The 13,349-nt window shown below is 35.7% G+C and carries 13 protein-coding genes; 7 read left to right on the plus strand and 6 right to left on the minus strand.

The annotated features are described in order from the left end of the window. Positions 1-88 precede the first annotated feature (88 nt). The gene (locus tag ABX784_RS11305; protein ID WP_372655148.1) at positions 89-1,606 is read left to right on the plus strand and encodes a hypothetical protein; all 1,518 of its coding nucleotides are present in this window, start codon (positions 89-91) and stop codon (positions 1,604-1,606) included. Here ABX784_RS11305 and tatA read toward each other — a convergent pair. Further along, positions 1,596-1,778 carry a twin-arginine translocase TatA/TatE family subunit gene (tatA, locus tag ABX784_RS11310; RefSeq protein ID WP_372655149.1) on the minus strand — a complete coding sequence of 61 codons (183 nt, stop codon included), beginning with the start codon at positions 1,776-1,778 and terminating at the stop codon, positions 1,596-1,598. The genes ABX784_RS11305 and tatA overlap by 11 nt on opposite strands. Positions 1,779-1,793: 15 nt before the next feature. Next, positions 1,794-2,336 (minus strand): preQ(1) synthase, encoded by a 543-nt coding sequence (queF, locus tag ABX784_RS11315; RefSeq protein ID WP_372655150.1) that lies wholly within the window; start codon positions 2,334-2,336, stop codon positions 1,794-1,796. 68 nt (positions 2,337-2,404) lie between these two features. Between queF and hemH the strand changes: the two genes are divergently transcribed. Together hemH and ABX784_RS11325 are read left to right on the plus strand one after the other, a co-directional pair. Continuing rightward, the gene (gene hemH / locus ABX784_RS11320; RefSeq protein ID WP_372655151.1) at positions 2,405-4,858 is read left to right on the plus strand and encodes a ferrochelatase; all 2,454 of its coding nucleotides are present in this window, start codon (positions 2,405-2,407) and stop codon (positions 4,856-4,858) included. A 141-nt stretch (positions 4,859-4,999) separates the two neighbouring features. Continuing rightward, positions 5,000-5,410 (plus strand): hypothetical protein, encoded by a 411-nt coding sequence (locus ABX784_RS11325; protein ID WP_372655153.1) that lies wholly within the window; start codon positions 5,000-5,002, stop codon positions 5,408-5,410. 43 nt (positions 5,411-5,453) lie between these two features. On the opposite strand, the gene bfr is transcribed toward ABX784_RS11325, so the two are convergent. Continuing rightward, the gene (gene bfr, locus ABX784_RS11330) at positions 5,454-5,924 is read right to left on the minus strand and encodes a bacterioferritin (RefSeq protein WP_372655154.1); all 471 of its coding nucleotides are present in this window, start codon (positions 5,922-5,924) and stop codon (positions 5,454-5,456) included. A gap of 70 nt (positions 5,925-5,994) precedes the next feature. Next, positions 5,995-6,183 (minus strand): bacterioferritin-associated ferredoxin, encoded by a 189-nt coding sequence (locus ABX784_RS11335; protein WP_372655155.1) that lies wholly within the window; start codon positions 6,181-6,183, stop codon positions 5,995-5,997. Positions 6,184-6,387: 204 nt separating this feature from the next. Between ABX784_RS11335 and ABX784_RS11340 the strand changes: the two genes are divergently transcribed. Further along, positions 6,388-7,899 (plus strand): phosphatidylserine/phosphatidylglycerophosphate/cardiolipin synthase family protein, encoded by a 1,512-nt coding sequence (locus ABX784_RS11340; RefSeq protein WP_372655156.1) that lies wholly within the window; start codon positions 6,388-6,390, stop codon positions 7,897-7,899. On the opposite strand, the gene ABX784_RS11345 is transcribed toward ABX784_RS11340, so the two are convergent. After that, the gene (locus ABX784_RS11345; RefSeq protein ID WP_372655157.1) at positions 7,896-8,777 is read right to left on the minus strand and encodes a RimK family alpha-L-glutamate ligase; all 882 of its coding nucleotides are present in this window, start codon (positions 8,775-8,777) and stop codon (positions 7,896-7,898) included. The two genes, ABX784_RS11340 and ABX784_RS11345, sit on opposite strands and share 4 nt — an antisense overlap. A gap of 84 nt (positions 8,778-8,861) precedes the next feature. On the opposite strand from ABX784_RS11345, the gene ABX784_RS11350 reads away from it, so the two are divergent. The 3 genes from ABX784_RS11350 to speA all read left to right on the plus strand — a co-directional run bounded on the left by ABX784_RS11350 (position 8,862) and on the right by speA (position 12,930). Continuing rightward, the gene (locus ABX784_RS11350) at positions 8,862-9,959 is read left to right on the plus strand and encodes a M14 family zinc carboxypeptidase (RefSeq protein WP_372655158.1); all 1,098 of its coding nucleotides are present in this window, start codon (positions 8,862-8,864) and stop codon (positions 9,957-9,959) included. Positions 9,960-10,099: 140 nt separating this feature from the next. Continuing rightward, on the plus strand, positions 10,100-11,014 hold the full coding sequence (gene speB, locus ABX784_RS11355) for an agmatinase (RefSeq protein ID WP_372655159.1): 915 nt from the start codon (positions 10,100-10,102) through the stop codon (positions 11,012-11,014). A gap of 8 nt (positions 11,015-11,022) precedes the next feature. Next, positions 11,023-12,930 (plus strand): biosynthetic arginine decarboxylase, encoded by a 1,908-nt coding sequence (gene speA, locus ABX784_RS11360; RefSeq protein WP_372655160.1) that lies wholly within the window; start codon positions 11,023-11,025, stop codon positions 12,928-12,930. On the opposite strand, the gene ABX784_RS11365 is transcribed toward speA, so the two are convergent. Then, on the minus strand, positions 12,927-13,349 hold a 423-nt coding region (locus ABX784_RS11365; protein WP_372655161.1), incomplete at its 5' end, for a sensor histidine kinase. The genes speA and ABX784_RS11365 overlap by 4 nt on opposite strands.

The following is a 13,349-nucleotide window of genomic DNA, read 5'->3' on the forward strand; positions in this document are numbered from 1 at the left end:
AGCAAGGGAGGAGCGGGTATTATTTCAAAACCTTTTGATCTAACTGAAGTCATTAACAAGGTAAACTCTACCTTGAGCGAAAGCTAATATGTCTCACAAAATTAAAGCACAAAGTTTCTTAGAAGTTTCTCATCAATTTAAGTTGGGTGAGCTCGCTACTGAAAAACAGCATCCTAAAACTATTGGCCTTTCAGATTTATCCAAAAATAGTCTTGAGCTTGCGCTCTCTGCAGTAAAAGAAATCGAGTTAGACCTTATTGATACAGCTTTATTTAAGCAAAAAGAAATAAATCAATTCTCACTAGATGTTCAAGAGGTTCTCTCTGAAGGAGGGAGGGTTTTTCTCTGTGGATGTGGGGCAACTGGAAGGCTATCTCTAGCTCTTGAAACAATTTGGAATAAAAGTGGTGCTCATAAAGGTAGGGTCCTCTCTTTTATGGCCGGCGGTGATGTTGCTCTTATTCATTCGATTGAAAATTTTGAGGATCATCCTGACTACGGAGAGAGGCAACTAAGTGATTTAGGATTTTGTGAAAGTGACTTACTCATTGCTATTACTGAAGGGGGTGAAACCCCATTTGTTATTGGTGCTGTTGAGGCCGCAAGTAAAGTCTCAAGTAAACCTCCATATTTTCTCTACTGCAATACTGATAGCATATTAAGCTCTGCTGTAGAGCGCTCTAAAAAAGTTTTAGAAAATCCAGGAATAAAAAAATTAAACTTATCTACTGGTGAGATGGTTCTGACTGGAAGCACTAGAATGCAGGCCAGTACAATCTTAATGCTTGTCACTGGACAAGCTATCTTTGGCCTAAATCAAGAATGGGTTTTAAAGTTAAAGCATAAGCTTGAATCAATAGATTTAAATATTTTAAAAAAATTTATAGTAAGTGAAAGTGATATTTATAAGAGTAATGGGGGGGTTGTATACTTAACTGATGCCGCTCTTGGAATTAGTGTTCTAACGGATACTACTGAGAGATCTCCTACATTTAGCTTAATTCCTTTTGAGGAAAATGATAAAGATACTCCCGATGTATACTCCCTATGTTATCTCTCTCTTGTTGGAGAAGAGGGAGCTAAGAAGGCCTGGAGTGCATTACTGGGAAGAAAACCTAGGTCTTTGGAGTGGGAAGATACTAGGGCCTTAACAGCGTTAGATAGATTATATCGCTTTGATATTTCATCTACTTCTTTTAGTAAGAGATCTAGTTATTGTTCCGGAGAACAATTTAAATTTAACATCTCTTTAGAAGATAATAGATTAAAGCTAAGTTTAATGGAGCATGCTGAGGTTATTGACTTTGAAGAGTATGACTTACTTTCAATTCATCTCATTCTTAAAATACTGTTAAATACACACTCAACCTTAGTTATGGGAAGACTTGGTCGTTATGAGAGTAATATTATGACTTGGGTTAGACCTAGTAATAATAAATTAATTGATAGGACTATTCGCTATATTTTAATTTTACTCAAAGAAAAAGGTGTTGAGAAAAGTTATGAAGAAGTTTGTTATAAGTTATTCGAGGAGATGGAGAATGCAAAGAAAGACGACCCTCTAGTTTTAAAAACACTAGAGAGTATTTTAGGGTCTATTTCGTAATTTTTTTATCCTCATCTTTTTTGGCATCATCAGTGTCGTTTTCATCCATACCTTTTTTAAAGTTTTGAATGGCCTTTCCTAAAGAGCTTCCAAGTTGAGGGAGTCTCTTTCCACCAAATAGTAGAAGAACTACTGCTAAAATGACTAAACTTTCACCTACACCAAATCCCATGCTTTTATCCTTAGTCTAATATATTTTAGACATATCCATTGTGTATTTTCCTGGAGAATACTCAGCAAATCTCTTCGCTTTAATACTCTTATACAACGGCTTACTATTTGAGTAACTAGAGTATGGGTAAATCGCAATTCCACCTCTTGGAGTAAATTCTCCTATAACCTCAATATACTTTGGTTTCATAAGTTTTGCTAGGTCATTACAGATTTTTTGTATGCAGTCTTCGTGAAAGTCACCATGGTTTCTAAAGCTAAATAAGTATAATTTCAAAGACTTACTTTCAACCATCTTCTTATCTGCGATATAGTTTATATAGATTCTTGCAAAGTCTGGCTGTGCTGTTTTAGGGCAAAGGCTTGTGAATTCTGTACATAGAAATGTAGTCCACGCATCACTCGCTGGATTCTTATTGTCGAAGGCCTCTAGTGCTTCGGGAGCATAAGTCATAGAGTACTTAGTTTCGGCCTCGCCTAGCTTAAAGTTCTCAAGTTCTTTTGCGTCGCGTCCTTTGTTCTTTTTAACTACCTTCTTCTTTGTTTTAACTTTTGCCATCTGCTCTTCCCCTTATCGTATAAATCAGGTACATTATGCGCTCTAAATAGTCAAAAAGATGTGAAAATATGACAGATAAAACGAAAAATTTTTTAGGCCCTGCAGATGCTTTAGGACACAGAAGAACCAAAGTGGTTTTTGTTCAGTTAGGCTCTCCAAAATCACCCAAAGTAAAAGATGTTAGAACCTTCTTAAAGGAGTTCTTAGGAGATCCAAGAGTTGTTGATATCAATCCATTAGTTTGGAAGATTATACTCAATCTCTTTGTTATACCATTTAGGCCAGCGAGGTCAGCTAAGCTTTATTCTAGGATATGGAATGGGAGTAGTTTTCCATTAATCGATAATACTATTTCATTTACAGATAAGGTGAGAGATAAACTTCAAACAGATAAAGTTGAAGTTAATCATGCTTTTCTATTGTCTACTCCTACTGTTGCAGATGTTTGGAACGACTGGGAAAGGGATGTTGAAAAAGACGCTAGTGAAGCTGCAACTGAGTTACTCATTGTTCCTATGTTTCCTCAGTATTCTGAAAGTACGATCGCTTCTGGTATGGATGGGTTCTTTGGAGTTCTTAAAACTAAGGTTCAAATACCTCCATTTAAGTTTTTAACAAACTTTCATAGATCTGCTGCATTCATAGATAACTCTGTTATTCAGATTGATAAATTTCTTAAAGGATTTAAAGACTCTGGAGATATAAGCGATAAGTTAATTATCTCGTTTCATGGGATTCCTAAAAGAAGAGTGATCTACAAAAATGATATCTACTATAAGCATTGTTTTGAAACTTATTTCTTAATTAAAGAAAGAGTAACGGAAATTGCTCCTGAGAATATTCTAATTACATTCCAATCTCGATTTGGGTCAGAAGAATGGCTTACTCCTTACACTGAAGATGTAATGGAAGAGCAGATTAAGAATGGAGATAAGAATATAGCAGTTTATTGTCCAAGTTTTGTAGCCGATTGCTTAGAGACAACGGATGAGATTGCAACAGAACTTGCTGAAGAGGCCCATGAGCTTGGTGGTAAAGTTCAATTTATAGAGTGCTTAAATGATGATGATAAGTGGTGCGAGGATTTTTCTAAATTTATTGAAAATCAATGTGAAGCATCAGCAGAAGTAAAAAGTAATGATTTCTATTATATGAAAAAAGAGGATTATAAAAGTATGGAAGTACCAACAATGAAGTCTGAGCCTTTAAGCGATAATGCTAAGAGCTCACTAAAGATAGTTTTCTTAACATTATTTTTAGACCTAGTTGGTTTTTCAATTATCTTTCCTCTGTTTCCTGCTTTAGCTAAACATTATATTAAAGTTGATGGAGATAATTACTTTTTAAATTTAATCTTCAGTGGGATTGAAACTCTTACTGCAACTGGTGGAGCTGGAAAGCTTTCATCTATCGTCCTCTTTGGAGGGGCCTTAGGTGCACTGTATTCATTCCTTCAATTCATTGCAGCTCCAGTATGGGGAAGGATTTCTGATCGAATTGGTAGAAAGCCCGTATTACTTGTTTCAGTTTTTGGATTGGCCCTTAGTTACGTTATGTGGTTCTTCTCAGGTTCATTTACAACTTTAATACTTGCTAGATTTATAGGCGGTATTATGGGAGGTAATATTTCAACTGCTACTGCTGTAGTTGCCGATGTTACTTCTAAGAATAATCGCTCAAAAGGTATGGCGACAATAGGAATAGCCTTTGCTCTTGGATTTATTATAGGTCCAGCAATGGGTGGAATTATGTCTTTAGTAGACTTAACATCAATTTACCCAAGTCTTGCTCAATATGGTGTGAATCCATTCTCTATGTCAGCAGCGATTGCATTTGTTCTAAGTGCATTTAACTTATACTTTCTTGCTAAGAACTTTAAAGAGTCTCTACCAGAAGAGAAGCGTGGAAAGGTTCACACAAGTGAGAGAACTTTCAATCCATTACAACTTTTTAAGCCACTTCCATATGAGGGAGTGAATATCACAAACTTTGGTCACTTTCTTTTCTTAATGGCCTTTTCTGGGATGGAGTTTACATTAACATTCTTAGCTGTTGAGAGATTAGCCTATTCTCCTATGGATAATGCTTATATGTTTATTTTTATAGGCTTTGTGATTGCTCTTGTACAAGGTGGATTTGTAAGGAGAAAAGCAGGTGAGTTAGGAGAGAGGAAAGTTGCTCTAATGGGACTGATTTGTTTAGTTCCAGGTCTAATCGCTATTGGTTTTGCTGAAACAAGCTTACTACTTTATGTAGGTCTTTTCTTTTTAGCAACTGGTTCAAGTATGGCGATACCTTGTCTAACATCATTAGTTTCCCTCTACACTCCTGCTAATCAGCAAGGACATAGTATTGGTATCTTTAGATCTCTAGGAGCTTTAGCAAGAGTTATAGGTCCTATTATCGCATCAATCATCTACTGGAAGTATGGTTCTAGCTCTCCTTATTTTATTGGGTCTGCTTTTTTAATTCTTCCTATTATTTTAGTGTCACTTCTAAAGAAGCCTAACGAAAATATATAGGGCTAAAGCTTGTTAACCTCTCACTTATTTGGTGAGAGGTAATTCTCATAATTCATTTCTTCTATTTACGTCTTTACACAATTGATTAAGTGCGATATTTGATTTCACATATTTTGTGAAAAACCTTTCTTGGAGAAGTAAATGAAGAATCTTGTACTTTCAATTCTATTTTTATTACCATTTTCAGTAAGTGCTACAACAATCCAGCTAGTTACAAGCGTAGTTCCTGTGAACTTTACTTGTATCATCCCGGGTCATGGTGGTGGTTGTTCTGTGGAATCTTACACTTTAAATGCTCCTGATGACGCTAGATATGTAAAAGTTTTCACGACTTTTAAAGAGAGTGGGCTTATTGAGAGCGATGAATTTGAAGCGGACATTGTTGATTCTATAAAGTTAGTTACAGCTATGAATATCTTCCAAACAAATGATGATCTCTTAATGATTGGGACGGATGAAACTCTTGCAAATATCTTATTCTTTAACGCAGAAATGCAATTGATTGAAACGAGAAAAGTTACTTTCAAAGTTAGTATTACAGACGAATACTAAGCTCATATATAAGAGGTGGTGCTACCACCTCTTATCATTTTAATTATTCTGAAATTTGAGACTGAATAAAGTTTTGAACACCAACTTTCTCAATTAAGCCCTGTTGTGTTTCAAGCCAGTCAATATGCTCTTCTTCACTATCTAGAATTCCCTTAAGGATATCTCTTGTTACATAGTCCTGCTTCTTTTCACATAGAGAAATGAATTCTCTTAGCTCAGGAACGGCCTTGTATTCAACCTCTAGGTCAGAAGCGATAAGCTCTTCGATATTTTGACCTACTTTAATTCTATTTAGTTTTTGAAGGTTTGGTAGCCCCTCTAGGAAGAGAATTCTTTTAATAATTTGGTCAGCATGCTTCATTTCATCAATAGATGCATCATACTCTAGTTTACCTAGCTTCTCTAGGCCCCAGTCTTCAAGCATTCTTGCATGAAGAAAGTATTGGTTAATCGCAGTGAGTTCGTTTGCTAAGACGCAATTTAATGCCTCAATAATTTCTTTGTCACCTTTCATATGGATTCCTTTAATTAGTTAATAATTTATACTGATATTATAGAGAATGAGAGTGAGGGGGGCAATGGAGTTATTTCTTTTTATTTTCCTGTAGACTTACAGATTTCTTAAGAGACATCTTCTCAATTGCATCAATTAGGCATATTCCACAGCTATCACCAACCCCTAGGTCCTTTAGGATGTCCGTAGGCTTAGAGTCAGGCTTTATGGCCTGTTCTAGCTGTTCTTCTGTAATGCCTTTGCAGATGCATATATACATAGTCTTCTACCCGTTAAATTCCTGTTAACTTATCGGAGAATTCTTCGATAAGCTTAACAGTTGTTTTATTATACTACGATAAAGTTGGGTAGGTCAAACTTTCCTTTGATGTCTGAATAAATTACTGATATTGCATTGGGTTATACAATGTAACCTTTTCAGTGCTTATTGTGTGCGCTGTGTCGTTTTGATAGAAGTCTTCTCATGCTTTTATCAAAAATTTCTAAAATTTTATTAATGTGCTCTATTTCTTGCGGCTTCTCACATGCAAGTGATGGAGGACTAAATCTTAGTGATAGTGACTTTGATGTTCAATCTGAGAGCCCTCAACAAATTCAAATATTAAATGACGGCTATAGTGCTCTTGAAAAAAGAGTCGAGTTAATTGAGAAGGCCAAGAAAACTATCGATTTAGAGACATTTATTTGGCGCGCAGACGACTCTGGACAGATCCTAATTCACGCTCTTATTAAAAAGGCCCGCGAAGGTGTGAAGGTTAGGCTTCTAATTGATAAATTTATCGGTTCAAAAGGGATCAACTTCTTCATTGCTCATGAGCTAAGAAAAGAGAATATTGAAATAAAATATTATAATCCAACACCACTATATAGAGTTGTAGAGGCCCAATGGAGAAATCATAAAAAGTCTCTGACGATTGATAAGAAAGAAACAATTATTGGTGGAAGAAATATAGGGGATGAATACTTTGATTTAAGTCATGCATATAACTTTGTTGATCGAGATATATGGTTAGAAGGTGACTTAGTTGATGCTGTAGCATTGAGTTTTGAAAGTATTTGGACCTCTAAAGAGTCAGTAGCTGTCAAAAGAGATAAGAAGCCAAATAGAAAAGACTTAAAATATATGAGAGGCTCTAGAGGAAGCTCTAGAAGGCTTATTCAATTTGAAAATGACCTAAGAGTATGGAAGGAAAATGTTAAGTTTGCTCTTGATTTTGTGAATCTAGAAAATGAAAAATATAATTTAAGAGATGAAGTTCGATATATATCTCTAATGCAGGCTCCTAATCAGTATTATGGAACATGTTCAAGTGGTAGCTTTGTTTCTGATAGACCTATGTCGCATGATACTGGTAAGACTGCGCGTATTTTAAAGAAAGAGATATACAAAAGAATACAGAATTCTAAAGAGTCTATCCAAATTGAAAGCCCTTACTTTATTGTAAATAACGAGACTGAAAATACTTTAAAAAATGCTTTGAAGAGGGGAGTGAAAACATCACTACTCACAAATTACCTCTATAGTACTGATGCTATATATGTTTCAGCAGCTTTTAATTCTATAGCAAAAGACTGGCTAAGTAGTGGAATGAATATTCATCTTTACGCTGGAGATACTCAAACTCAGTACGAAACTATTGATGATCAGGTTCAATCATCTCGTTGGGGGACTCATGCTAAGTCTGCCGTTTTTGATGATGATTCAATTATGATAGGTTCGTTCAACTTTGATCCAAGAAGCTATAATTTTTCAGCAGAGCTGGCCTTCTTTTGTGATGGGGATAAGAACTTAGCTAGAGCTCTTAAAGAAGATATCGAACAGAGGCAGAGAGACTCAAAGCTTTTAACAAAGTCTGATCTTTTAAACGATCCAGACTCTATAGATGAGTCACTTTTTCATAGAGTTGGTTTTGGTAAGAAGGTTCTCTATTACCTACTAAAGGGACCTTCAAACCTATTTGATTTTATACTTTAATTTACAATATTTTGATGCACTCTAGTTATTAACTCCTTGGCAACATTTACATTGCAGACCTTTTCAAGAGCCTCAAAGCCTGGACAAGGGTTCACTTCGAGTAAATAGTGCTGCTTTTCTGTCTCTAAAATATCAATACCACCATAGAATAAATTTGTATTTCTTCTGATGACTTTAAAGAAGCTAATAAGCTCATCACTTAAGTCTTCTGGGTTTATAGCAAAGCATTCACTTCTTTCTGCGTTTAGCCTAAATTCATCTTGTCTCTTTGAGTGTTTTTCAAAGGCACCTATTATTGTTTGATCAATAAAGAATATTCTATACTCTCTAATTCCCTTCATTCTTGGCTGAATAATGAAACGCTGATCCTTAAAGTGATAGTAGCTCTCTAGTTGAGTATAAAGAGAATCAATTCCTCGACAAAGGCTCATTCCTAGGCCTTTATTGCTCCTGGTTGGCTTAATGATATATTCGTCTTCGTGTATTGATGGGTCTGAGGCGAAATCAATAAAGTTATCTAGAGACTCTCTCGTAACGTTTCCTCTTATGGCCCTTGTAGGTATACAGCTTACTTCTAGGTTATTTAAAAATATGTGAGTAGATAGCTTATCTCTGAATGTTTGAAGCTCATCAATGGGATTTAGTATTAGTGCTCCATTGTTTTTCCAAGACTGACAAAGCTGCAGATCATAGTCATCATAGAGTATTCCAGAGTATCTGTTGAATACGACTGTTGACGAACTTCGCTCGTTTTCACTCCAATGACTCGATTCGTAAATATCTAAGTGCTTGGTATCTAAGCCTAATTCTTGAGCTTCTGCAATAATTCTTTGGCTTGAATAAAGTTGACTATTCTTAGAAATAACTAGTATTTTCATAGCTAAGCTCCCCAAAAAGGGTATTTTTAGTGTTATTAAAAGGTTATAATATTCATATATTTTAACACAAGAATCGAGAAGAAAATGACAAGAGTTTATATTACTTTTATATTGGTTAGCCTACTTTCGGGATGTGCTTATCTTGAAAAGTTTAAGCCCTTTAAAGAAGAGCCTAAAGCTCCAGTTGAAGTTAAGAAGATTGTCGTCGATATTCCTAAAGAAATTACTCCAAAACTCCCTCTATGGGGAAAAATTCCTCAAAACCCAACTGTTTCTAAATACTGCGACAAGGTAGAACGTAAGTTCAGACACTGGGGATGGGGGAGAAGCCGTTGTAAGAATATAAAGTGGAAAAATGTTAGGAAGTCTTTTCTAGGTGACCCACTGATTTGGACTGTGTACGGAAGTGAAGAATTACAGAAAACTTCAACTCCTAAAGATATGACATTAATTCTTTGTGGGGTTCATGGAGATGAAATAACTCCAATTAAGTTTTGTTTTGATATTATTCATCACATGGAGAAAGTGATGAAAGGTCATATCCCTGGTCATGAGGAGCTAAAGAATAAACTCGTTGCTATTGCGCCCATCGTGACTCCAGACTCTTTTTTTAAGAGACGTCCTACTCGTACAAATGCAAGAGGAGTAGATGTTAATAGAAACTTCCCTACAAGAGATTGGAATAAGGACGCCCTTAGACTTTGGAAATCAAGGTATAGGAGTGATAAGAGAAGATACCCTGGTCCTAAGGCACTAAGTGAGCAAGAAACATATTTTCAGGTTAATTTAATCAAGAGATATAGGCCTTCCAAGATAATTACAGTGCATGCTCCTCTAACTATCTTAGACTATGATGGACCTGATTTTAGGTCTAATCATGACCATGGGGACCCTTTACTGGCACCAAATGCTCAAGAGTTACTTGTTCGAATGAGTAAAATGTCTAATGATTATAAAATCAAAAACTATCCTTTCTTCCCAGGAAGTCTCGGAAACTATGCGGGTAATGAAAGAAATATTCCTACCTATACTCTAGAGTTGCCAACTTCTGATAATAGAAATCATAAGAAGTACTGGGCAAAGTTTAAAAAGGCAATTCACTCAGCAATTCTTCATGACATGAAAAAAGAAGTTGAGGTCGCGAAGCTACCTACGGCAGAAGGGGAAAACACGACACATTAGTATTTTTCGATACTGAAAAACTTACTTATTTCCATTGTGTTTTTAGCTACTTCCGCTATTTCTCTTGACGGAATTTAGAGTCTAGATTAATCAAGAAGCTACTAATTTATATTAGAGTTTAAGTTGAGAGGAGCTCTCTTTTGAAGCAAGAAATCATAAAAAAATCAATACCCAAGTTACTTGCACCAAGTGAGTATTACCTCAATTCAATTGCAACAAATGAGGTCTATTCAAATGCAACTCATATCATTGGATTTGGGTTTGATGGAACTGCATGTTTTAGGAAAGGAACGAAAGAGGGTCCTGATGCACTAAGATTTATTAGTGATGGAATAGAGGATTATTCTCCGTATTTAAAAGTTGGAACGGATGAAATTAATCACTTCTACGACTTAGGAAATCTTAATGTAGGAAATTCTGATGATGCTGACTTAAATTGGAAGATGGCGACTGATGAATATTTTGAAATTTTCTCAGATATAGATTTAAAGAAAAATAATGTTAAAACTTTAACTTTAGGGGGAGAGCATTCAATAAGCTTCGCTCCTCTTAAGACTTATCTTGATCAATACGAAGACCTTGTTGTTATTCATCTAGATGCGCATGCTGATCTTCGAGATGGCTATCTTGGACATCACTATTCTCATGCTTCAATTATTAGACGTGCTCTTGATCACTTTAAAGATGGGCATGAGCTAATTCAATATGGAATTCGTTCTGGAACAAAAGAAGAATTTAAGTGGATGCATGATAATGGAACGATAAAGCTTTCAAGAAATGAGTTTCTAGAATCTGTAAAAGATATAGATAAGAACAGGCCAGTGTATTTAACTTTTGATTTAGATTATTTTGATCCAAGCTTTTTTCCTGGTACTGGAACTCCGGAGCCGGGCGGAGAAGATTTCCATTCGTTTATATCATTTGTTAAAATTTTGATGGAAAAGAACTTTGTAGGTTGTGATGTTGTTGAGCTATCTCCTGTGATTGACCCTACTGGAAATAGTGATGTTTTTGCAGCAAAAATAGTACGAGAACTTTTAATAGCTCTCAATTAGGAAATAATATGACTAAGTGGACGATTAACGATTCAAAAAAGCTATATAAGATTAATCAGTGGGGAGAGGGATACTTTTCTGTGAATTCTCTTGGGAACTTAACAGTTAGAACTGAGTCTAAGAAGTCTGGAGAGTTTGATATTGCATCAGTGATCGAAGAGATGAAAGATCAGGGAGTGAAATTCCCCGCAGTGATTCGTTTTCACGATATTCTACGCTCTAGAGTAAAGTTAATTAATAAAGTATTTAGAGAAACTATTGAAGAATATGATTACGAAGGTCGTTACTATGGTGTTTACCCTATAAAGGTAAATCAAATGAGGGAAGTTGTTGAAGAGATCGTCGACGCGGGTGTAAAGTATGACTACGGACTAGAGGCAGGAAGCAAACCTGAGCTTTTAGCCGTTCTCGCAATGAATGATAGTAAGAAATCTCTTACAATCCTCAATGGATATAAAGATGATGATTATATGAAACTTGCACTTCTTGGAAGAGAAGTTGGAAGAAAGATAATTATTGTTATTGAAAAATTCTCTGAAATTGCAAAAATCATTCGTCTTAGTAAAGAGCTTGGTGTTGAACCTCTTATTGGCTTAAGAGGAAAGATGAGTGTTCCTGGCTGTGGAAGATGGTCAGGTTCATCTGGGGAGAGAGCAAAGTTTGGTCTGTCTGTTTCTGAAATATTACAAGCTGTCGAACTTTTTAGAGAAAGCGGTTTAGGTGACTGTATCAAGCTCTTCCATTTTCATATAGGCTCTCAGATCCCCGAGATTAGATCTTTTAAAGAGGCCATTAGTGAAGGTGGAAGAATATACGCCAAGCTTGTTCAAGCAGGAGTTCCTATTGAGTACTTCGATATTGGTGGTGGACTAGGTGTCGACTACGACGGAACTAGAACAATTAATGACTCTTCTACAAATTATTCACTTAGCGAATATGTATCAGATGTAATTCATAGCTTGAAACAAATTTGTGATTTAGAAGGAGTTACTCATCCAAATATTGTTACTGAATCAGGGCGTGCAGTGACTGCACATCACTCTTGTGTTGTAACAAATGTAATTGGAAAGATTGATGCAACCTCAGATTATAATACGAAGAAAGTTACTGGTGAGCATATACTTGTTACTAATATGAGAGAACTTGAGGAAGAGCTACACTCTAAAGAAAGCCTACAAGAGTCTTACAATGATGTGATTCAACTGAAGGAAAATGCATTAAATGCTTTTAAACTTGGTATTCTCTCACTTGAAGAAAGGGCAAAGATTGAAACAATCTATACTCGAGTACTAAACTTTATTACTAAGCGTTTAGAGAGCTCTGAGAAAGTCCCTGAAGAATTACAGTCACTTGTTGATGATACTGCTGCAAAGTATCTTTGTAACTTTTCTGTATTTCAATCAGCGGCTGATAGCTGGGCCATTGGCCAAGTTCTACCTGTTGTTCCAATTAAAAGATTACATGAGAAGCCGACTGTAAATTGTTCTATTGCTGATATTACTTGTGACAGTGATGGAAAGATCGATAAGTTTATTGATGAGCAAGGACATAGAACTACTTTTCCAGTTCATGAACTCAACGAAGATGATTACTATGTTGGAATATTCTTAACTGGTGCTTATCAGGATGTGATGGGAGATATGCATAATCTCTTTGGTCGATTAAATGAAGTTCATGTATTTAAAGATGAAGAAGATGAAAGTGGTTTTTACATTGAGGAAGTCATTAAAGGTCAGTCCTGTGCTAAAGTGCTCGCTACTATGCAGTACAACCCTCAGTATATGGCCTATTCTTTAAAGAAAGTCGTTGATAGGGAAGTCTCAAGAGGTAAGATTCAACCTCGCCGTGGAGTAAAGCTTGTAGATTTTTATGAGGACTGCTTAAGAAGCTATACTTATTTAGACTCTTCTAATTAAGTATTCTCTTTATTTTCTTCGGTGATTAGAGGTATTGATAGTTCAAAAGTAGTGTTGTTTGCCTTTGTTATGAGCTTAAGGTCTCCGTCATGAAAATGAGCAATTTTCTTAGAAATACTAAGACCTAGTCCGGTTCCTTTTCCTACCTCTTTAGTCGTAAAGAATGGATCCATAAGTTTATCTTGAAACTCTTGGGAAATTCCGACCCCAGAGTCAGTAACTCTAAAGACGACATGGTTGTTACTTTTTAGAAGTTCTACACTTATCCAAGAGTCTTCAAGTCCTTGAATGGCCTGTGCTGAGTTCATCATTAAATTAATAATAATCTGTGTAATTTGTTGCTCAAGGCCTTTGAAGAATAAGTTATGGTCTGAAATCTTATATTCTACTGTGATATTTTTATTCTCTATTATACTTGG

Origin of the sequence: Halobacteriovorax sp., from assembly GCF_041587335.1 — a bacterium.
Lineage (GTDB): Bacteria > Bdellovibrionota > Bacteriovoracia > Bacteriovoracales > Bacteriovoracaceae > Halobacteriovorax.